Origin of the sequence: Capnocytophaga bilenii (genome assembly GCF_017565765.1) — a bacterium.
Lineage (GTDB): Bacteria > Bacteroidota > Bacteroidia > Flavobacteriales > Flavobacteriaceae > Capnocytophaga > Capnocytophaga bilenii.
The window spans coordinates 57,919-78,939 of the sequence record NZ_JAGDYP010000009.1 but is presented as its reverse complement, the minus strand read 5'-3'; the positions used below and the strand labels follow the sequence as shown (position 1 = coordinate 78,939).

Annotated in this window: 18 protein-coding genes, 1 tRNA gene and 1 pseudogene; 6 read left to right on the top strand and 14 right to left on the bottom strand. The window is 39.5% G+C overall.

What is annotated here, in order from left to right:
* Nucleotides 1-3: 3 nt before the first annotated feature.
* Both J4N46_RS11065 and trmB read right to left on the bottom strand, forming a co-directional pair.
* The gene (locus tag J4N46_RS11065; protein ID WP_208059341.1) at nt 4-1,059 is read right to left on the bottom strand and encodes an endonuclease/exonuclease/phosphatase family protein; all 1,056 of its coding nucleotides are present in this window, start codon (nt 1,057-1,059) and stop codon (nt 4-6) included.
* An 18-nt stretch (nt 1,060-1,077) separates the two neighbouring features.
* Nucleotides 1,078-1,758, bottom strand: coding sequence for a tRNA (guanosine(46)-N7)-methyltransferase TrmB (trmB, locus tag J4N46_RS11060; RefSeq protein ID WP_208059340.1), 681 nt, complete (start codon nt 1,756-1,758; stop codon nt 1,078-1,080).
* A gap of 243 nt (nt 1,759-2,001) precedes the next feature.
* Between trmB and J4N46_RS11055 the strand changes: the two genes are divergently transcribed.
* Nucleotides 2,002-4,158: a PepSY domain-containing protein gene (locus J4N46_RS11055; protein ID WP_208059339.1), complete on the top strand. Its 2,157-nt coding sequence runs from the start codon at nt 2,002-2,004 to the stop codon at nt 4,156-4,158.
* A 2-nt stretch (nt 4,159-4,160) separates the two neighbouring features.
* Nucleotides 4,161-4,805, top strand: a complete 645-nt coding sequence (locus tag J4N46_RS11050; RefSeq protein ID WP_034557235.1) for a CBS domain-containing protein — start codon at nt 4,161-4,163, stop codon at nt 4,803-4,805.
* Nucleotide 4,806: 1 nt separating this feature from the next.
* On the opposite strand, the gene mnmG is transcribed toward J4N46_RS11050, so the two are convergent.
* The 12 genes from mnmG to J4N46_RS10990 all read right to left on the bottom strand — a co-directional run bounded on the left by mnmG (nt 4,807) and on the right by J4N46_RS10990 (nt 14,810).
* Entirely contained in the window at nt 4,807-6,678 is a 1,872-nt protein-coding gene (gene mnmG, locus J4N46_RS11045; RefSeq protein ID WP_208059338.1) for a tRNA uridine-5-carboxymethylaminomethyl(34) synthesis enzyme MnmG, read from the bottom strand.
* Between the two features lie 69 nt (nt 6,679-6,747).
* Complete coding sequence (locus tag J4N46_RS11040) at nt 6,748-7,476, bottom strand: signal peptide protein, YSIRK family (RefSeq protein WP_208059337.1); 729 nt, start codon at nt 7,474-7,476, stop codon at nt 6,748-6,750.
* Nucleotides 7,473-7,952 (bottom strand): hypothetical protein, encoded by a 480-nt coding sequence (locus J4N46_RS11035; protein ID WP_208059336.1) that lies wholly within the window; start codon nt 7,950-7,952, stop codon nt 7,473-7,475. The genes J4N46_RS11040 and J4N46_RS11035 overlap by 4 nt, the downstream gene beginning before the upstream one ends.
* A gap of 103 nt (nt 7,953-8,055) precedes the next feature.
* Nucleotides 8,056-8,451, bottom strand: coding sequence for a hypothetical protein (locus J4N46_RS11030; RefSeq protein ID WP_009416071.1), 396 nt, complete (start codon nt 8,449-8,451; stop codon nt 8,056-8,058).
* On the bottom strand, nt 8,444-8,893 hold the full coding sequence (locus J4N46_RS11025) for a Panacea domain-containing protein (RefSeq protein ID WP_009416070.1): 450 nt from the start codon (nt 8,891-8,893) through the stop codon (nt 8,444-8,446). The genes J4N46_RS11030 and J4N46_RS11025 overlap by 8 nt, the downstream gene beginning before the upstream one ends.
* 192 nt (nt 8,894-9,085) lie before the next feature.
* Entirely contained in the window at nt 9,086-9,928 is an 843-nt protein-coding gene (locus J4N46_RS11020; protein ID WP_208059335.1) for a hypothetical protein, read from the bottom strand.
* Nucleotides 9,928-10,749, bottom strand: coding sequence for a HipA family kinase (locus J4N46_RS11015; protein WP_236013956.1), 822 nt, complete (start codon nt 10,747-10,749; stop codon nt 9,928-9,930). The genes J4N46_RS11020 and J4N46_RS11015 overlap by 1 nt, the downstream gene beginning before the upstream one ends.
* A gap of 147 nt (nt 10,750-10,896) precedes the next feature.
* Nucleotides 10,897-12,153, bottom strand: a complete 1,257-nt coding sequence (tilS, locus tag J4N46_RS11010) for a tRNA lysidine(34) synthetase TilS (RefSeq protein ID WP_208059334.1) — start codon at nt 12,151-12,153, stop codon at nt 10,897-10,899.
* 11 nt (nt 12,154-12,164) lie between these two features.
* Nucleotides 12,165-13,016 (bottom strand): aminotransferase class IV, encoded by an 852-nt coding sequence (locus J4N46_RS11005; protein WP_208059333.1) that lies wholly within the window; start codon nt 13,014-13,016, stop codon nt 12,165-12,167.
* Nucleotides 13,017-13,055: 39 nt separating this feature from the next.
* Nucleotides 13,056-13,439 (bottom strand): START-like domain-containing protein, encoded by a 384-nt coding sequence (locus J4N46_RS11000; protein ID WP_208059332.1) that lies wholly within the window; start codon nt 13,437-13,439, stop codon nt 13,056-13,058.
* Nucleotides 13,440-13,735: 296 nt separating this feature from the next.
* Nucleotides 13,736-14,116 (bottom strand): TraR/DksA family transcriptional regulator, encoded by a 381-nt coding sequence (locus J4N46_RS10995; RefSeq protein WP_009416063.1) that lies wholly within the window; start codon nt 14,114-14,116, stop codon nt 13,736-13,738.
* 73 nt (nt 14,117-14,189) lie between these two features.
* A complete protein-coding gene (locus tag J4N46_RS10990; protein ID WP_208059331.1) occupies nt 14,190-14,810 on the bottom strand; it encodes a GNAT family N-acetyltransferase in 621 nt (206 codons plus the stop codon).
* Nucleotides 14,811-15,214: 404 nt separating this feature from the next.
* On the opposite strand from J4N46_RS10990, the gene J4N46_RS10985 reads away from it, so the two are divergent.
* From J4N46_RS10985 to J4N46_RS10970, 4 genes and pseudogenes are all read left to right on the top strand, one after another.
* A tRNA-Gln gene (locus J4N46_RS10985) sits at nt 15,215-15,285 on the top strand.
* 181 nt (nt 15,286-15,466) lie between these two features.
* Nucleotides 15,467-17,923: a TonB-dependent receptor gene (locus tag J4N46_RS10980; protein WP_208059330.1), complete on the top strand. Its 2,457-nt coding sequence runs from the start codon at nt 15,467-15,469 to the stop codon at nt 17,921-17,923.
* Nucleotides 17,924-17,945: 22 nt separating this feature from the next.
* Nucleotides 17,946-19,271, top strand: coding sequence for a hypothetical protein (locus J4N46_RS10975; protein WP_208059329.1), 1,326 nt, complete (start codon nt 17,946-17,948; stop codon nt 19,269-19,271).
* A gap of 259 nt (nt 19,272-19,530) precedes the next feature.
* Nucleotides 19,531-20,937: pseudogene (locus J4N46_RS10970) on the top strand (TolC family protein).
* Nucleotides 20,938-21,021 lie beyond the last annotated feature (84 nt).

Sequence of the window (21,021 nt, the reverse complement as noted above, 5' to 3'; positions counted from 1 at the left end):
TCATTAATCATTAGCCAGCTTGAAGGTTGCTGTAAGTGGGAAATGGTCGGAGAGTTCTAAATAATGGGTTTGGAAGTGAATTACTTTCAGTGATTTGTGCGGTAGGATAAAATCGATGCGCATAGGGAAATAATGAAAGTTGTAGGTGCGCCCAAAACCTTTACCGGCTTGCTCAAAAGCATCATTCAGGTCGTTGCCGCGCACTCGGCGGTAGATGTACGAATAGGCGGTGTTATTGAAATCACCGCAAACAATAGTTTTATGAGGGCTATAGGCTTTATGCTCTATAAAGAGCTGCACTTGGTCTTCTTGCTTCTCGAAGCGCTTGCTGATATTTTCAACAAGCGCTTCTTTTTCTTTATTAGGGTGCTGAAAGTTGTCGTCATCAGCACTGATATGCAGCAGGTTCTCGTCATCGGTATTGAGGTGCAGCGACTCTAAGTGCATATTGTAAAAACGAAGTGTATCGTTGCCAATGAGCAAATCGGCATACATAGCGTTGTTGGTAGTGTTTTCAAACTTCAGCGAGCCTGCTTTTAAGATTTTGAATTTGCTGAATATAGCTAATCCTATCTTGTCGTTTTTTTGCTTTACAATGATAGATTTGTAGGGATAGTTTTTGGGGTAATAGCGTTGGTTGTTGTAGAACTCTTGCAGTAAGATTACATCGGGGTTTTCTTTGGTAAAAAAATGGTTGATTTTTTCGGGCAATTGTAGGTCTTTATGCCAATGATAGTGGTTGAACAGGCGGGCATTGAAAGATAGTATTTTGATGGAGTCGGTGGTATCGGGGTGTAGCTTGAGGGGTTGTACCCATAGCTTGAGGTATCCGAAGCCGAGAGTCAGTACGCCTACCGAAAGCCATACCCAGCCTTTGTAGCGAAACATCCAATAGAGTGCGAAGAGTATGTTGGCAAGGAATAGGGCAGGGGTTATTAGTGCCAGCACAGATAGGTTGCCTATGCGGTGAGGGGGGAGGTAGGGGATTAGGTAGGTGAGCAGTAGTGTGGCAGCTACGGCTATATTGCTATAAATAATTATTTTTCGGAGTGTTTTCATTGGCGTATGGGTTGTGTGTTATGGGGTTTTTAATTGAAAGCGGATATAGGTAATGGGCTTGCCTTGTTGTAAATAGAATTGTTCGTAAAAGGTTTGTATTTGTGTAACTTCGGGGGGTACGCCATCGCTGTTGTAAATATTATGGTTGGCATAGAGCACTTTGTGCCCTGCGCCGTGTAGTAAGCCAAGCGTATAGCCGTGCATAAATTCGCTGTCGGTTTTCAGGTGTATATATCCTTCGGGTTTTAATATTTGGGCGTAGTGGTTTAGGAAGGTGGCGTTGGTGAGGCGGTGTTTGGTGCGTTTGTATTTTATTTGGGGGTCAGGGAAGGTAATCCATATTTCGCTTACTTCGTTGGGGGCAAAGCATTGTTGTATCAGTTCTATTTGGGTGCGCAAGAAGGCTACATTGTTGATTTGCTGAGTAACGGCAGTTTTGGCACCTCGCCAAAAGCGCGCCCCTTTGATATCGATACCTATAAAGTTTTTATGAGGGTTTTGCTGAGCGAGTCCTACAGAGTATTCGCCCTTGCCGCACCCTAATTCAAGCACGATAGGGTTGTTGTTTTTGAAATAGAGTTCGTTCCAACGTCCTTTGTAGGGGAAGTTGTTTTGCAGAAGTTCGTCTCGTGAGGGTTGTATAACGTTGGCAAAGGTTTTGTTTTCTTCGAAGCGTTTAAGTTTGTTTTTGCTGCCCATAGATTAGTTATTAGTCGTTAGTTTTTAGTTGCTAATGAGTTGTATTAGCGGTGCAAAGATAGTAATTTTTTTGGAATTAATTGTCGGTGGCTTGGCTTAAGTAGTTTATTCTATCTGTATTAGCACGCCGTTTTTTGTAGCTTGGGGTTGTGTTGATAAATTGCTTGAAAACGAGGGTGATGAAATTGAAAATATTTTTGTATCTTTGCGCTCAGTAAAAAGAAGTTAGAATAATTATAAACATTGAGTAGAAAATTACACTTAATATTTGCGCTGATTGCAGGCTTGTTTATCTTGCTGGGGGCGCTTACGGGGGCTATACTGGCGGGGGAGTCGGTATATAACCAGTCGTTGCCTTACAAAAGCAATGAGTTTGAAGGGACTACGCTTGCTCAAACGCTGAGGGCTTTGAAATATACAGATGTAGATGCTTTGAAACTCACGGTAGACCGCAATCACTTTGTGAAGGTAGAAACGACAGAGGGCAAAACGCTCTTTATACACCCGCAATCGGCAAAGGTGATTGAAGGAAATTATAAAACGCCTGCTTTCATTCAGTTTGTAAAAACGTTGCATCGCTCGCTTTATTTAGGCAAAACGGGGCGTGTGGTGATGGGGCTGACAGCCTTGTGTCTTCTGGCGATTACCTTGTCGGGATTATACTTAGTGCTGCGCAAACAGAAGCGTTGGGGTAGGTTTTTTGCTAAGTTGCCCAAGGAGCGTTTTTATAATTATTACCACACTTTTTTGGGGCGTTGGGCGTTGCTTCCCATTGCGATTGTGTGCCTTACGGGGGTGTATATGACCCTGGAAACAGTGGGTGTAATACCTAAATTCAAAGAAACACACAATTATGAGGTGGCTTCGCTTCGTGAAGAGCCTGTGGAGTTTATAGAGAATATTGAAGCGTTTAATGTACCCCTTTCGGAAGTCAGGTCTGTTGATTTTCCAGCTTTTGAAGATGTAGAAGAGGTGTACAAGATAGATTTGATAGATAAGCATCTTATAGTAAATCAGTTTACCGGTGAGGTTATTAGCAGTAGTAGCAGTCCGTTTAAGAGCTTGGCTTATTTGGTGCGTACGTTGCACATTGGCAAGGGGCACCCTATTTGGGCTAAGGTGTTGTTGCTCACTACGTTGGCAATATTGTTTTTTGTGTATTCGGGTTTTGCGATTACTTTGCGAAAAAGGCACAAGGGGCGTAATCCGTTTCATAGAGCCGAATGTGAATATGTAGTGCTTGTAGGTAGCGAGGGGGGAACTACAAGGCGTTTTGCAAGGTGGTTTCACGATGAATTGTTGCGAGCTGGCAAGCGCTCGTATCTTGCTGATATGAACCAATATGGTGGTTTTGAGAAGCTGGAGCAGCTGGTAATTTTTACTTGTACTTATGCTGAGGGAGAAGCACCCGTCAATGCAACTCATTTTGCGGAATTGTGGACTAAGACCCCGCCCACAAAGCCTTTTGGATATAGCGTAGTGGGGTTTGGCTCCGCTTTGTATTGTAATTTTTGTAAGTATGCTAAGGATGTTTCGGCTTTGCTCGCCGAGCATAAATTGGGGAGCTGTGTGGCGCCGCTACATACTATCAACGACCAGAATATAGAGGAGTTTAGAGTATGGGCAGAGGCTTGGGCTACAGCGCAGGGTATAGTACTGCGTTTGCCTGCCGATTTTAAGGCAAAACCTGAACGCAAGTTGGTTTCTTTTAACTTGGTAGCAAGGACGCCTGTGCAGGGTGATGATATATTTATGGTGTGCTTAGCACCGCAAAGTAGCTTGCGTTTTGCTTCGGGCGACCTTTTGGGCATTACTCCTGAAGACGGTAGGGAACGACTCTATTCGGTAGCTAAATACGAAGGCAAAGTGTGGCTGAGTGTGAAGTTGCATCCGCAGGGGGTTGTATCAAATAAATTGAACGATTTGAAAATAGGGGATAGCCTACAAGCGGCTTTGGTAGTGAATAAGCAGTTTCATTTTCCGAAGAAAGCACCACAAGTGGTGTGTATTGCCAATGGAGTGGGAATGGCGCCTTTTATAGGAATGATTGCCGAAAACACTCGCAAAAAACCTATTACGCTTGTGTGGGGCTGCCGTCGTGAGGAATCGTTGGAATTGTATCGCCCTTATATAGAACAATATACTAAAGAAGGTAAAATCACAACTTATTGGCAAGCTGTTTCGCGCGAAGGGGATCGTTTTTACGTGCAGGATATATTGCAAAGGGAAGGTGCTATGCTGGCACAATTATTACAGAATAAAGGAGTGGTGATGATATGTGGCTCGATGGCGATGCTCAAGGCTGTTAATGAGGTGCTGGAACAGGTATGCCGCACTCATTTAGGAAAGCCTTTGAGCTACTTTGAAAATAGAAAACAAATAAAAACTGATTGTTATTGATTATGAAGATACATCGTTCGTTATATATGACTGAAAAAACTTTGGTAAGCGAAGCCCAATGCTTGTTTGAAGAGTATAAGCTTTCGGCATTGCCTATTTGCGAAGGCGATGTTTTTATAGGGGTGCTGGATAGGGATTTTATAGAAGAAGATGCCCCCCCAAGTGCTACGATAGGCAATTATGCGTATGCTTATGAGCACTTTGCCGTGCACAATACTACCGCTTGGGACGAAGTGATTGAGGCTTTTGCGATATATAATACCGATATACTACCTGTGATAACCGATAACGGGCATTACTTGGGCTACTACCTATTGAATGACTTCTTATTGCAGCTTGCCGAAACACCTTTCATAAAAGAAACGGGTCGTGTACTAATATTAGAACGACCCGCTGATGATTATTCGTTTGCACAGATAGGGCAAATAGCCGAGAGCCATTACAGTAAAATTTTAGGACTTTACATTTCTAACCACGTAGGGAATACGGTGCACATTACCCTGAAAATTATTACTGAAGACCTGTCAGGGGTATTGCAAACCTTTAGGCGTTATGGCTATGGAATACTTTCTGAAAAAGAAGATGATAGCTATCGTGAGGAACTAAAGAATATATCTCGCTATTTTGAAAAATATCTGAATATGTAGTCTATCGCCCCATATAGATGAGCAATACACTTACATCGGCAGGCGATACTCCGCTGATGCGTGAGGCTTGCGATAGGGTAGTGGGGCGTATTTTCTTCAGTTTTTCACGACCTTCAAACGACAACGATACAATCTTATCATAATCAAAACCATCGGGTATGCGTACGCTTTCTAAGCGATTGAGCTTGTCGGCGTTATTTTTTTCTTTTTCTATATATCCTGCGTATTTTATTTCTACTTCGGCACGTGTTTTTTCTTCTTGTGTAAGCTGGTGCTCGGTGAGGTAGGTAGTGAGTTTCTCAAGTGGTTCAAAATCAGCTAAAGATAGATTGGGGCGAGAAAGTACTTTTTGGAGCTTGTCGCCTTGTTTCATAGCAGAAGAGTTGTATTTCTCCAAAATAGGGTTTGCCTCATCGGGGGTAATGCTGAGGTTGGCAATGTAATCGATAAAATGATTTACTTTGCGCTCTTTAGCCTCGAACTGACGGAAACGCTCTTCGCTAACAGTGCCTATGGCATATCCTAACGGTGTGAGCCTGCTGTCGGCGTTGTCTTGGCGTAATAAGGTGCGATATTCGGCACGTGAGGTAAACATTCGGTAAGGTTCTTCCGTTCCTTTGGTGATAAGGTCGTCAATAAGCACCCCTATATAAGCCTCATTGCGTTTTAGCACAAAAGGAGCACGCTCGCGCACTTTTAGTACAGCGTTGATGCCCGCCATTAGTCCTTGTGCAGCAGCTTCTTCATAGCCCGTAGTACCGTTGATTTGTCCTGCAAAATAAAGATTTTCAATTAGTTTAGTTTCTAAAGTGTGTTTCAGCTGTGTAGGCGGGAAATAGTCGTATTCGATAGCATAACCAGGGCGTAAGAACTTCACATTCTCAAAGCCTGCAACCTGCGATAGGGCAGCGTATTGCACTTCTTCGGGCAAGGAAGTAGAAAAGCCATTTACGTACATTTCTACAGTATGCCAACCTTCAGGCTCTACAAATAGCTGGTGGCGGTCTTTATCGGCAAATCGGTTGATTTTATCTTCAATAGAAGGACAATAGCGAGGGCCTACCCCGTGAATAATACCTTGAAACATAGGCGAGCGGTCGAAACCTGTGCGCAAGATGTTGTGCACACGCTCGCTGGTGTAGGTCATATAACAATCTTTCTGAACAGCCAGCGGTTGGGTTTGTGGCGAAAAAGAAAATTTCTGCGGATTGGCATCACCAGGTTGCGGTATCATTTTGCTAAAATCGAGTGAGCGAGCATCTACACGGGGTGGTGTACCTGTTTTCATACGTCCAGCTTCAAAGCCGTGTTGTACAAGGCATTCGGTAAGCCCGTAGGCAGCACTTTCGCCAGCACGTCCTCCACCAAATTGCTTAAGCCCTATGTGCATTACCCCATTTAGGAAAGTACCATTGGTAAGCACTACGCTCTTTGCCTTGATAGTGATACCCAAAGAGGTACGCACTCCTTTTACTTTATGATTCTCAATAACAAGGTCATTAGCCATTCCCTGAAAGAAGTCCAAGGTAGGGAGGCTTTCCAATTGCAAGCGCCAAGCCTCCGAAAAACGCATACGGTCAGACTGAGCACGAGGGCTCCACATAGCAGGCCCCTTCGATTGGTTCAACATCTTGAATTGGATAGCAGTTTTATCAGTAATAATACCCATATAGCCGCCAAGAGCGTCTATTTCGCGTACTATTTGCCCTTTGGCGATGCCTCCTACAGCAGGATTGCAACTCATTTGGGCTATATTCTGAAGATTCATAGTGATAAGTAGCGTTTTTGCGCCCATATTGGCAGCAGCAGCAGCGGCTTCGCTACCAGCGTGCCCTGCACCCACTACTATTACGTCATATTCGGTTGTAAACACTTTGATATAATTTTAATGATTAGTGGTAGTAACTAATTGGAGGCTGCAAAGTTACAAAAGTATTGCAAATTAGCAAATTTGTTTATTTTTTGCTTCTTGATAGACTTGCTTCAGGAAATAATACTGTTCTTTGGGCATCGTAACGGTAAAAGGCTTGTTAGGCTCAGCACGGGTGTAGATATGCAGCATTTCATCAATGTCAAAATCAGGGGAATTTCTATCGTTATTTCTCCGATGACGCACTTTGCGTTCCCAGCGCATCTCTGCAATGTCGTTGAAGGCGAGCCCTTCGGAGTCAAAATTGACAAAGAAGTATATTTTTTCGCGACAAATCACACAAAAAGGTTCATAACGCTGGGTAAAGCTCATCGCTTGCATCATTTGGGTGAAGAGGTTGTAATCGGCAGGGGTCATTTCTTCTAAGAGCTTTTGCAAGAGCTTTATATTCTGCTGGTGCCGCACATAGATAAACACACACCACCCGATGACTCCTGCCGAAGTAATATAAAGCATAAAAGGATGTTCCTCAAAATAAAGCGTTATTTTCCGCAGAAAAGAATAGTCATCATCCCCGCTCAAGTCAAAAAAAATAGTAGCGTAAAAAGGTACACAGAGCAATACTCCCCAAAAAAGAGACGTCCCTACCAAATATTTTTTTAGCTTTGCGATATAGCGTTTTCGCTCTTCGGGCAGGTGCGGGGTGTAATAGCGTGAGGTTTTGTAGTTTCGCTTGCGGAAATGATTAATAACCATTATGCAGAGCACCCAAAAAGGGAGGGTAGCAATATAACTAATCATTCGTTTTTAGATAGAATATTGTGAAGTTCTTTCACCGATTTTTCAAGTCGCCTCATACATTTAGGTTGCGTAACCTTGTGCCACAATAGCGGCTGCTCATACCACGCTGTATTGATACCTGCGCGGCTTACCCCCACCTCCAGAGCATCATCTATATTTACGATTGAAAAATATTCTGAAGGGAAATAAGCGTCTTTTACATCGTAAAAAACAAGCGCTTTGGGAAGGAAAAAATCGCCATATTCATAGGTCGTATGAGGCATTTCGGTATTCCAAACAACCGCATATTTAAAAGCCTTATCGTTTTTCCAGAAAAAGAAAGAAGAAGATTTTTGTGGTAGTTCAAATATTTGCAATTCGCCCTCAGGAATAAACGAAGCCATCCTAATAATCTCGTTGAATATATCAGTTGTAATAACGTTATTTTCCAAAGGTTCATTATGTAGTTTTCTCTCGCGATAATAGATTCGTGGCATAATATTTTTATAAGGTTGTATTTAGAAGGCAAAGGTATGAAAAAATATTTTCAGCAACAAAATTTTACTTTAAAAACAGTTTAAAAATTGCATTGCTTATTTTTTAATGATTATACACATCCCCAAAATCAGCCTCAATAAAAATAACGTGAAAAATATTACCTTGTTGTAGTCCTATAAATACTTTATTGCTGCCAGTGGCACGAAACACGTGCAACTCTTTTATGTCAGGAGTAATAAAACTTGGGCATTGAGGTTTTATTTTGTCTATCGGAATTTTCTCCATTCCAAAACTGTGGCGTTGAGACTTTCTGATTTCTTCCCAGCCTAAAACACTCAACTTGTGTAAACGCTCTAAAAAATCCACAAAAAATTTAGAGTCATTACTGTTTTTATAAGAGACAGATGTTTGTAAGTGTTTGAATGAAAATAGAGGATAGAAATACTTCCTTTCAACACTATCATCTTCTTCAACTGGTTTTATTTTTTTCTTACTCATCCCAATTTACACGAGTTTTAAAGAATTTAGTCATTCTTTCCTTAGTAATAATACTTCCTTTAGCAGTAGGTATATTTTTCCAAGTAGGCTCATTATGGGTACGATGCATAAGTCCTACTGCCGAGAAGTCATTATATACCTCAAATACCTCATTGAGCAACTCCTCCTCATCATTAGTAAATTGAGCTATTCCCTCACTTGTAGGTTGCAAAGCGTTTTTTCCAAAAGCGTTGAACTCGTAATAAGCATTAGGAACAACAGGTCCATATTGCCACGCCTCTATCTCATCATCAAAGAGAGGTTTTTCAAAAACTGCTAAATAATACCCTTGTAAGTAATATAATAACTTTTGAAGTTTTAAGTTAGTTATAAAGTCCCCATTTTCAGTATTATTAGCTTTTTCTATTAGCCAATTGGCTACTTGTATAACGTTATAACTCATAATTATTTAAAAATCTATAATAGTTAAAATGAATAGAAAGAAAATTAGTAGATTTGACTATGCAAAAGTACAATATTATTTTGATATTGCAAAAAAGTTTGTAAAAATACTTACACCGCCAGTACCGACTATAACCTCTATAATGTGACAAATCAAAATTAACATTAACCGCCTTGAGTTATCAGAATTATATTATTCATCAAAAAAAGGAGTTACTTCGTGCTGTCTGAAATAATGGATTATTTCCTCTATATCTTGAAGTTCTACGTAATCTACTATTTTGGTATTGCGAAGGTTATTCCAAAGTTGATGATTTTCTTTCAGTCTTTTGTCCGGTTCTTCCCCTATAAGATAATATTTTCCTTTCTTATTTTGATTGTCGTCTAATGCTTTTATCAGGGATATAAAGCTATTTATATTATTACTTATAGATTGCACACTTTTTTGTAAGTTAAGTATATCTCCTGCTGTGGGGACTTCATTTTTACCTATAAATCCAACTTTTGTAGGAATTAGAAGACTATTTAAATCTTCATTTGTAATTTCTCTATCTATATTAACTCTTTCGGACACTTCTTTATAAAAGGATATAGTCTGTGGTTTTTTCAATATATCAATATCCTTTTTTTTATCTATCAATACAGGATAACGAAACACATACATTTCAAAGAATTTTTTAAAGATATCTTCATTAAGATCTATATCAACAATTGTTGTTTCTCCAAATTGTATGAGATTGTTTGAGTATTTTTCTAAGTATGATAGATATTGTTTATTTACCCAATTATTCAATGTTTCTTTTCTGGTAAATAAAGTATCTGTTTCATCAGTATTAAAACTTTTATAAAGTGATTTTAGATATTGTTTTACAATAAGAAACGCTTCATTACTGAATAAGTTTTTCACTTTTGTTAGTTTTTCATCAGAATAGTTGAAAAACAAGGTATTACTATTTGCCATAATGAGCCCAACGCTAAATCTATCTGACGATAGAGCGTTTGTAGATAAGTAGATAGGACAGTATAAGGTTTCCATTATGGTTTATGAATTATTGATGTTTGTATATATTCTCTAAATGTATGCGTACAAATTTTAAGCCAATCTTCTGTGAAAATTGTATTTATTTTAGTTTCATAGCTTTGTAAGTTTATATGCCATTTTTCGGGAACTTGACTTAATATAGATTTTAAATTATTTTGGCAACTCTTTGTAAAGATAGGAAATTCTTTCAGTAAAACCTCCACTTCTCGCACTATTTCGCTATTATTCTTGAATACTAATGTAGATAAATCAGAATTGAGTATGCTGTCGCATTGTGCTATTTGCTCTAAAGATTGGCTATATGCCATTGATGAATTAAAAATCTCCGTATTGTCAATGATGTACAAAATTGAGTACCCTCCTTTTACTGCTTGTAATAACAAGTTGTAGTTATTTGTTGTTCTATCTTCGTTGGATAACCAAATATCAAAAAGAGCGATTTTTAGCAAATCATTTTTATTCTTAATCCTTCTAACAATATCTTTATCCATTAATATTGTTTTATTAACATCAATGGCATTCTGTAAGAAAAGCGAACCAAAACATTCTCTTTCAAAAAATTGTCGTTCTAACCCTCGTTTATTTTTAAGCAGCTCTATATGTTTCTTATAATCTATTTCTATTAAGGCACATTCAGGTATGTTTATCTGCCATATTTTTGCAAATTGATACGATAATAATTCATTAAAGAGTTGATTTACATTTCTATATTTACACACCCATTGCTTTAGGTCATTTGCCATTACTAAAATAGGACTACTTCCTTGTGTATCATACTTTTTTAAAATGGGTTGTATGCTTTTCAGTCTTTTCAATGGAATGTTTTTATAGTTTTTCGTTGCAAAAATATAAAAATAATTTTACGTGTGCGTATTATTTTTTATTTAATAGCTATAATCATCAATACCGACTATAAGTGCAATTTTTGAAATCTCTAATTTCAGAGTCTAAAACACTTTCCTTTATGGTTGTTCTATCATTAATACAGCTGTAGTTGTATCGTTGGGGGCAAATCGGCTGTCCATACGCTTGCCTACTACCCAAATGATAGCTCCATCGCCATTGCACAGCAACCATTGCGATTCACGGGCTATCTGCGAGTACTTTTCATCAATAAAAAACTTACTGAGTTTCTTTTTGCGTCCAAAACCTAAGGGGTAGAACACATCGCCTTCACGCTTGTGTCGTAATAGGAGCGGATATTGTAACTTATCGGCAGCTATGCATATGGAGTAGGGAGTATTATCAATAGGATGAGCTAAAAAGTTGAAGCACAACGCTATGGGCTCACTGATGGCTACTGTATTGCGTTCAATAGTATATTCTTGTGCTTGGGCAATGCGCTCTTTTAGGAACACACAATCCTTGTCTTTTACCAGCTGGTGTGTAGCCGATACGATATATTTACCAGCTTCCGCTTTAAAGAAGAGTTGTTCTAAATCGGGGGGATTATGGAAACCGTATTTATAAAATAGCTTGTGGAGTACCAATGTCCGTTCGGGGGTATTTTCTAATACTTTTACTGCTATTTTTATGGGGAAAGTGTCATTTAAGAAAGCTTGTTTTTGAATTTGGGCTATATAGGCATCTATCAATCGGGAGGCTTGTTGCAAATAAGCCTGCGTTTGCTGAAAATTGGCTACAAAATTGGGGTGTACTTGCAACAATTGTGGTGTAATATGATGACGAATACGATTGCGAACGTATTTATCGGTGTGATTTGAGCTATCCTCACGCCATTGCAGTCCGTGCTGTTGCGCATAAGATAGAATCTCCGCTCGCTGCATATGTAGTAACGGACGTACGAGTTGTGCTGTTTGTTGTGGTATCCCCAGCAAGCCGTCTAAACCACTACCTCGTGAAAGGTTGATGATGAAGGTTTCTATGTTGTCATTGGCGTGGTGTGCTGTAGCAATAGCACTACAATGGTGCTTTTTAGCCATTTCGGCAAACCAGCGGTAACGCAATTCGCGGGCTGCCAATTGCGTATTCAGTCCGCAATCCTTAGCATACTGTTTAGTATTGAAGCATACGACCTCTAAAGCTACCCCCAAAGTAGCGGCATATTGGCGTACAAAAGCCTCATCGGCATCACTTTCGGCACCGCGCAAGCTAAAATTACAATGTGCCAATACGATTTCTATCCCTTGTGAGTGTAATAAGTGGGCTAATACCACACTATCAACCCCACCGCTTATTGCTACCAACCACTTTTTCATAGTTTATTCTCCTAACTCATCCCAAAACGGGCTATTGTATTGAGTTTTCCTATTAAATTTTTAGCTACTTCGGTACTATATGTTTTTTTGCGATACTGCGTAATAGGTTGTATTCCTACCAGCGTATTAGTAATGAAGAGTTCATCGGCTTTTTGGAGTTCAAAAGGCGATATAGAAGTTTCTACTACCTCATAGTCGGATACTTTTTTAAGTGATTTGAGTAGTATTTTACGAGTGATGCCATTCATTGCTCCATCACTTAGCTGAGGTGTTTTCAGCGTATTGCCTTGTACGACAAACAAGTTGGCATTTAGCATTCCTGCTATATTTTTATCGCTGTTTAGCAATATACAGTTTTGATATTCATTTTCTTGTGCAAATATACTGCCCAGCACATTCACGATACGATTGGTATGCTTTACATTGGCAAGCAAGTCTGGCTGCAAGTAAAAATCTTTGAAGAGTTCTACCTCATATTCTTCGTCATTGAGTACGTAGAATGCTGCTGCTAATGCTTCTACTTCTATCAGGTAATCAATCTGGTTGTGCAAAGGGGTATAATTACCTCCATTTTGTCTGAAAATACTGATACGTATTTTAGCTTGTTTATCTTCCAGCCCATTGGCAGTCACGGTACGCACTATTTCCTCTTCTAAGTACTCCATAGAAAAGCTCATTGGTATTTCCATACGCATAATACGCATTCCAGCCATGAGGCGTAAGTAGTGGTCTTCCCAAAAAAGCACCTTTTTCATACTGTATTTAGAAATGTCAAACACCCCATCACCATATCTAAAAGCACGATTATCTACCGATAGGAAGTGTTCGGTAGTGCTTACAAGATTTCCGTTATAATTTATCATTCTCTATTTTTATAATCAAAAGTTTTATTAAGATAGTTTTTAGCCTCCTATTTGTAATTTCAAGGTACTGATTTGCTTTGTCCAAAGGTTTTTAGCCTCTTCTATTTCGTTGAGTAGGGCAAAATCGGTAACTACAAGTGAAGTTTCTTGTGTCATTTCATTTACTTTTATTTTTATTTCAAAGAAAGTATCGGCTTGTTCATCAGATTCCCAATGAAAACGAATCAAATCATCTTCTTTTTTGCGTAATAAAAGTGCTTTTTCTTCTACGCCGTCCCATACAAAGGTGTAATAAGGAGTTTTATAATGCACCTCATCGGCATACCAAGCTGCAAGCCCCTCTGGGGTAGCTATGTACTGAAACAATAGCGACCGTGAAGCATTGACATCTACTTCTAATTCGTATTTCTCTTTAGTTTCCATATTGGCTCATTTTTATAGGGCGCAAGATACAGCATTTTTTTAATAGTGCAAAATATTTTTTCAAATTTATTCTCTTTGTACTTTTAAAAAATAAAAAATATAGGTAACATTACAAAATAGGTGTATAGGTGGAGATAGTGGTTATAACACGCTGGTGGGAGGTTGAAGAACTATGGAAGGGGGTGATTATCAGGCGTTATTAACTTTGGCAAACTTTTAAAGTTTGCCAAAGTGTGTAGTGTAATTGTGTGTTTTAAGACTTTTGAGACGGTCTCTTGAATACTATAGTAGCTATTTTATTGCATATTTTTAGCTTCAATACTTAGGGTGGCGTGGGGTACAGCCATTAGTCGGCGTTTATCTATCAATTTCCCTGTAACACGACAAATGCCATAGGTTTTATTTTCTATCCTAACGAGTGCATTTTTAAGGTCTCGGATAAACTTTTCTTGCCTAATAGCAAGTGCGGTATTTTCTTCTTTGCTAGTAACCTTAGAGCCCTCTTCAAAAGCTTTAAACGTGGGCGAAGTGTCATCAGTACCATTGCTGGCACCATTCATATACGAACTTTTTATGAGTTCTAAATCGTTCTGAGCTTTTTTTATTTTTTCTTCTATAAGTGCTTTAAATTCTTCTAATTCTTTATCAGAATAGCGTACTCTTATTGTATCTTCCATAGTATTATTTTTTTATATTTGGTTCATTCATTTGTCATTTTTTTCAGCATCGTGTTTTTCAGCAGAAATCACCTTAGTTTTTTAGTTCTTTCAGCAAGCTCCATACCTCTACGCCTTCAATTTCTTCTTTATCTATTTGTTTGAAACCGTGTTTTTTATAAAAGAATACATTCATAGCTGTATTGGTAGAGAGGCTTAGGTAATGACCGCCATTGGCAGCTACCAAGGGTACTACTGCTTTGTCTAAAAACTTACCTCCTATGCGTTTTCCTTGCCATTGTGGGCTTACCAAAAAGCTCTCTAAATACCACGCTCCTGTAGGCACATTGTATTTGGCTGCCTCACTACTGCGTTCTAAGAACGGCAAAAAGTGATGTACTACATTGCTATAGGGCAGCAAATCAAGGGCACCGGAACGGATATAATCCCACACGGTAATGCGTGTTTTGCTTAAATCTTGCAATATGGCTACTGCAATAATATTGTCATCTTCTTCGGCTACCAAGCAATATCCTTTGCGGATATTACTTTTGGCTTGTACGTAATGCATCTTGTTCAAAAAGTCAATGTATTTACTATCGGCGGTAAAATGCTTGCTTAGAACGGTGCGATACATATTATAGTTAGCAAAAACGTCGGTTAGTAAAGTAGCTATTTTATTAGCATCATCGGCAGCAGCTAAACGAAAATCCATAAATAATTTAGTTTTTATAAAAAAGGCACTCCCTCACAACTCTTAAAATCAAACTCCAATGCCAAATTATTTAGTGCAAAAATAATAAAATAATTTAAAACAACAAAATATTTTTTTCAGGTGGTACGAGCCGCACGGGCTTCACATACTCGGCTGTGCCAGCTCGCCGACTTTCCTTCGCTCAACCTTCGCTCAACCTTCGCTCAACCTTCGCTCAACCTTCGCTCAGGGTTTGGTGAATCGTGAATTTTGAATTTTGAATTGGGGTAATTGTGAGGTAGAAATATAATGTACTAATATTCAAGTGGATATAAATGATAGAATTATTTTTTTATATTTTTTTTGGGCAAAAATTTGGAGATTTAAAAAAAAGCCGTACCTTTGCACCGCAAAACTGATAACAGTGGTCTATGGTGTAATGGTAACACAGCAGATTTTGGTTCTGTTATTCTAGGTTCGAGTCCTAGTAGACCAACCTTTTATGTTGCTTAAGTTGTTTGAGAAACGCTTGTTTCTTAAACAACTTTTTTGATTTTATAGTGTAATAACTCTGAGCTGAACTTGGAAAAAAAGACTAATATTAAAAAAACATTCTAAATATTTGTGTAGAATAAATGTAAATAGTACCTTTGCAGCGTTTTTATAAGTTATTAATAATGTTGCAGTTTCTATCTCTGTTGCGCTTACGTACTATTATAGGGGTTATTATCTTGTGGCTTTTGCCGCTGTCTTCTTGGGCGCAACCTGCCGATAAAGGTTTTATTTCGGGGAAAATACTTTACAAAAACGGGACTCCTGCTGCCAATGTGGTGTTGGTATTACAGCCTTTGGGGGTTTATGAGTATACCGATGACAAAGGTACTTTCACAATGGCAGCTATTCCGCTGGGGAAAGAATACAACTTGGAAATTCGTCCTTTTGATTACGGGAACAAGCCTATTATTGTGAAAGTAAATGCAACCCAACCTCATAATAAAGTGATTGTAAAATTGGAACGCAATGAAGAAATCTCGCTGAGCGAGGTGGTGGTAGTGCAAAAACACAAAGGGGCGCAAACTAAAGAAAAGGGATTTGCAATGGCGGTGGTAAATACCAAAGAAGCGAGTTTGAAAAACCTGCAAACTACAGAACTTTTGGGGCGCACTGCTGGGCTAAAAATACGACAAACGGCTGGTTTAGGTTCGGAACTGAGCTATAACCTCAATGGGCTTACGGGCAACTCGGTACGTATTTTTATAGATGGTATCCCGATGCGCAACTACGGGCGTTCGTTTTCACTCAGTAGCATTCCTCCTTCAATGATTGAGCGTATAGAAGTATATAAAGGAGTATTGCCTACTGAACTATCGGAAGATGCGCTGGGTGGAGGCATCAATGTAGTGCTAAAAAAAGAAATGCGCAATACGCTTGTTAGTTCGTATTCTTACGGCTCATTCAACACCCACCAATGGGATTTAAACGCCTCTTTCAGAGAACAAAAAACAGGGATAACGCTGGGGTTCTCTTCTTTTCATAACTATACCGATAACAACTACGAAGTGTGGGGCGAAGGAGTGTATATTACCGACATCAGTACGGGGCGTATGAAACCTATCAAGGCAAAGCGTTTTCACGACAGCTACTACGCTATGGGCTTGAAAGGTACGCTGGGAGTGGTGCATAAAAAATGGGCTGACGACTTTAGTGTGGGCTTTATGTTTTCGCAAATGCAAAAAGATATACAAACGGGGGCTACAATGCACATTGTTTATGGTGATAGGCGCACTTATAGTCATAGTCGTATGGCAAACCTACAATACCGCAAAAACGACCTCCTCTTAAAAGGTTTAAACTTCAAAACCTATACTACTTATTCGTTAGTTTTTAGGAATGTGATAGACGACAGTCCTTATGTGTACAACTGGCGGGGGGAACGTATGCGCAATTTTGACGGTAGCTATATGACTCGCTCGCAAGGAGGCGAAGCAGGCAACGCTACTCGTGCCGAAAATACGGAAGCAGGACTCTCTAACCGCTCACAACTTTCTTACCGATTAGCAAGAGCACACACCATAGGCGGAACTTTTTTTTACGAAGATTTTTCGCGCAAAATAGATGACCCTTTGCAGTCTGCTAGTGTGAGGAATGCAATGGACAAGCGCAACTACGGCAAACATATATGGGGGGCGAATTACGAAGGGAAGTATTTTAAAAATAAACTCAACACTACTTTTTTCTACAAATCATATCACCAGAGTGTATCGCTCACGGAGGTGAACGAGCGTATTCACCCTGTTTTTGGCTATATGTTTAGTACCAAAAAATACCATCGCAAGGCTAATTATCAGGGATATGGGGCTGTACTTTCGTATGCCATAACCCCAAAGATAGCTATTGCAGCCTCTGCTGAAAAAGCGATACGAATGCCTTCGGCTACTGAACTATTAGGTAACACTAGTGAGATGATAAATGCCAATTATACACTAAAACCCGAACGAGCTAATAACTTCAATCTAAGTCTAAACCTAAGTGATTTTTCTTACAAAAAGCATACTTTAGGGGGTGAAGTTACTTTTTTTGTACGCGATATTCACGATATGATAACTCGTGGGTTACCAAGTATTACATCTAATAACTTTTCGTATGAAAACTTAGGAAAAATTAGCAGTAAAGGGGTAGATTTTGAGCTAAAGTATGATTTCAATAAGCAGTTGTTTATCAATAGTAATCTGTCATATAATCGTGCTATTTTCAATTTGGAATTTGACGAAGCGGGATTGCGCTATTTTTACTACAAAAACCGCTTGCGCAACCAGCCTTATTTCACTTCCAACACCAGCGTAGAATACGTTTTTAATAAGCTGTTTACAACAGGCGACCGCGCCTCTATAGATTACAATTTCAATTACACTCACCCGTTTTATATCAACTGGGAGAGCTTAGGGTCGGCAAACAAAACGATGTTACCTGCCCAACCTTTGCACGATATAGGGGTGAGCTATACTTTTGCCAATAGAAGGCTTACCCTTTCGGCAAGTGCTAAAAATATATTCAACATACAAGTATTTGACAATTATGCCTTGCAGAAACCAGGGAGGGCTTTTTATGGCAAACTTACCTATCATATTCAGTAACAAATTTCTAAATAAATATTTTATGCGTAACAAACTTTTTACATTAGGAAAGATAGCTACTTTGGCTATCGCAATAGCTACTATAGTAGTAGCTTGTAAAGACAAGGAAGAGCCTCAAGCCCCTCCTACGCCTCCTACCCCACCTAGTGGCGAGGCTACCTTTAATGTGCTATACCGCGTAGGACACGAGAGAGCAGCCGACTGGTCATTACAGCCTTTTAGCGAAGCAGGTATAAAGGTAGGCGAGATAAGCTTCCAAGGTAAAGGTTACAATCTTGGAAGCACTCGTACCCAGCAAGTGTTTAGTTCTCACAATGGTAGTGTTGTGTATGTGTATGACCAAGGTACAGGTGAGCTTAGCAAGCTAAAACCAGCTGTAGGGAGTACTGAGGTTTATACTAAAATAGGCAAAATAGACACCAAAGCAGCTTTGGATAATGGTACTGGTAATATTCGCCTTATAGACAATAATACCGCTGTTTTATACCGTATCATTTCTAAAGTTACCACAGCTACAGTTAATGGCGAAATCAATACTACGGTAACTTCTACTGCTGTAATTGCTAAGGTTGATTTACAAAACCTTGCTGTAAATGCAGCCGAAACTAAAAAGTTTAACTTGCCTGTGGCTACTACTTCCTCTACTATTCTATATGTGAGTGGCTTAGGAGCTCCTGTATTGGCAAATGGGAAGCTATACTTTGGCGTAGCTAAAAATGAAGTATTTCGCAATTCTGGTAAAGGGACTACTTACAGCAATTACCCTGCGACTTCACTAGTAGTAAATTATCCTGCATTTGATGGTGGTAACCTCACTACTAATGGCAATACTAAAGGAGCTACTGCACGTCCGAGCCATATTTATGGACTTTCATATGGAGTGTATAATAATAGTCTTTACCATACTACTATAGACGGGAAAGTACTTAAGATTACTAACGGCAGCTACGATACCTCGTATGAAATAGACCTTAAAACAGCTGCAGGAATTACAGAGGGTATTACCGTTACAGGTTTCTTCTACGTAAATAACGGCATTGCTTATGCCAACTATAGTCCTGTAACCGACAAAGGGAAAGTAGTGGGTTATGATAATGCTGCTTCGGGGGTATTACGTATAGACCTGAATGCTAAAACAGCTGTAAAACTAAACGTACCTGCCAAACTATGGCTCAATTTTTACCAAGCTGCTAAAGTACACAATGGTAAATTGTATATGGCTTTGTGTCCTACTGATACCAAAGGAAATATCTATATTTTTGACCCTACCAAAACCGATGCTAACGGCTTTGAAAAGGGTGCTGCTTTAGAAGCTTTAGGTGGTGCACTCTACTTGGGAGTGTTCTAATAATTAGCAAATTAGAGAATTAGCAAATGCGGTACAATCTTTACCAAAGGTTGTACCGCATTTGTATTATATAAAGGCTGTCCGAAAAGTTTTGTTTGTAAGGGCGATTTGCCAATCGCCCCTACAATGTGAATAAACATCCTCCTACCCCAAAGGGAGGAAATGTCGCAATGCCTGTGCGGCTCGCACCTAAAAACTAAAATTAAACATTAAACATTAAACATTATTTTGTATCTTTGCTGCCTAAATTCTTTTTTTAATGAAAAAACCTTTTTTGTATTTAACATTTTTCTTGTTGTGTAGCGGTGCACTATGGGGGCAATCGCTTTCGTTTGAAGAGGCAGTTGCTAAAATGCGCAGTGGCAACCAAAAACTGAAAGGTATTGAAAAACAAGCGCAAGCTGCTACTGAAGGGCAAAAGGCTTACCAAGGGTTGTACTACCCTCAGCTGAGCCTTAATGCGAGTTATGCTCACTTGGCTGAACCGCTATCACTGAATTTTAACGACTACAAAGCGCCTATACAACAGCGTATGCGTGCTATGATTGGGGGATTACCTCCTTTGGGACAAGGGTTATTCGCGCCGCTATTGGGAAGGCTACAGCCTTATTTTTCACAAGATTGGCGGTATGAGTTTCAGAAACAGGATATTTGGCGGGTATCGGCAGATGCTCGCTGGGTGTTATACGCAGGGGGCAAAGTGCGTGCTGCTAATAAAGTGGGGGCTTTGAACTCTGAAATGGCTAACATAGAGACTAAAAAAACAGAATATGCGTTGATTTCGGAACTCGCAGAGCGTTATTATCAGGTGCAACTGGCATAAAAAGCCTTAGAAGTGCGCCAACAGTCATTGGCAACGGCTGAACATCACTACGAAAATGCACAAAAATTTGAAAAAAACGGTATGATTGCTTCTATTGAGGTAATGCAGGCTAAAAAAGCGGTGACTGATGCAAAACGGGAGGTGCTGGCGGCTGAAAAAGATATGCAACTGGCTCGCACGGCTTTGAATGGTGTAATGGGTAGTGATGAAAGTGAAAATCTTCCCTTAAGTAGTGAACTTTTTGAGGTGGCTCCGCTACAAGAACTTACTTACTATCAGCAACAGGCTAAAGAGAACTTTCCGCTGATAGTGCAGGCTAAACTCAAACAACAAATGGCAGCTGAAAACGTAAAAGTACAGCAATCGGGTTATTTGCCTGATGTGGCTGCTATTGGTAAAAAATACTTATGGAGCGAAAACTTGCCTCTTACTGAACCTGATAACTGGGTGGTGGGCGTAGGCTTACAATGGAACTTATTTAACGGCTTGCAAGACAAACACAAAATAGCTCAGGCTAAAGCTACCCAAGAGGGTGTGGCGCTATTGATAGCGCAGGCTGAAAAGGATGTGCAAACCTTAGTGAAAAAACTCTATACGGAAATAGAAAAACAACGTGAGCAGTTTGTGAGCTTGGAAGAGAGTTTGCGCTTTGCTGAAGAGCTGGTGCGCGCTCGCGATAAGGCTTTTTCGGAAGGATTATCAACTTCTACGGATGTGGCTGATGCGAATCTTTACTTGGCATCTATCAAAATAAAACGCTACCAAGCTCTCTTTGCTATGGATAAAACACTGGCACAGCTTTTGGAAACTTGCGGTATGAGTGAGAAGTTTATTAGGCAATAGGGAGAATTATGAATTATGAATTTTGAATTTTGAATTTTGAATTGGTGGGGCAGTGGGACTTGTGAGAGTTAATCGCATTATTTT

Bases quoted from the DNA above. Each gene is read 5' to 3' on its own strand.
- J4N46_RS11040 (WP_208059337.1), bottom strand. From the start codon at position 7,476: ATGATTAGTTATATTGCTACCCTCCCTTTTTGGGTGCTCTGCATAATG.
- J4N46_RS11065 (WP_208059341.1), bottom strand. From the start codon at position 1,059: ATGAAAACACTCCGAAAAATAATTATTTATAGCAATATAGCCGTAGCT.
- J4N46_RS11050 (WP_034557235.1), top strand. From the start codon at position 4,161: ATGAAGATACATCGTTCGTTATATATGACTGAAAAAACTTTGGTAAGC.
- J4N46_RS10975 (WP_208059329.1), top strand. From the start codon at position 17,946: ATGCGTAACAAACTTTTTACATTAGGAAAGATAGCTACTTTGGCTATC.
- J4N46_RS11000 (WP_208059332.1), bottom strand. From the start codon at position 13,439: ATGGAAACTAAAGAGAAATACGAATTAGAAGTAGATGTCAATGCTTCA.
- J4N46_RS11030 (WP_009416071.1), bottom strand. From the start codon at position 8,451: ATGAGTAAGAAAAAAATAAAACCAGTTGAAGAAGATGATAGTGTTGAA.
- J4N46_RS10995 (WP_009416063.1), bottom strand. From the start codon at position 14,116: ATGGAAGATACAATAAGAGTACGCTATTCTGATAAAGAATTAGAAGAA.
- tilS (WP_208059334.1), bottom strand. From the start codon at position 12,153: ATGAAAAAGTGGTTGGTAGCAATAAGCGGTGGGGTTGATAGTGTGGTA.
- trmB (WP_208059340.1), bottom strand. From the start codon at position 1,758: ATGGGCAGCAAAAACAAACTTAAACGCTTCGAAGAAAACAAAACCTTT.
- J4N46_RS10990 (WP_208059331.1), bottom strand. From the start codon at position 14,810: ATGGATTTTCGTTTAGCTGCTGCCGATGATGCTAATAAAATAGCTACT.
- J4N46_RS11025 (WP_009416070.1), bottom strand. From the start codon at position 8,893: ATGAGTTATAACGTTATACAAGTAGCCAATTGGCTAATAGAAAAAGCT.
- J4N46_RS11035 (WP_208059336.1), bottom strand. From the start codon at position 7,952: ATGCCACGAATCTATTATCGCGAGAGAAAACTACATAATGAACCTTTG.
- J4N46_RS11020 (WP_208059335.1), bottom strand. From the start codon at position 9,928: ATGGAAACCTTATACTGTCCTATCTACTTATCTACAAACGCTCTATCG.
- J4N46_RS11005 (WP_208059333.1), bottom strand. From the start codon at position 13,016: ATGATAAATTATAACGGAAATCTTGTAAGCACTACCGAACACTTCCTA.
- J4N46_RS10980 (WP_208059330.1), top strand. From the start codon at position 15,467: ATGTTGCAGTTTCTATCTCTGTTGCGCTTACGTACTATTATAGGGGTT.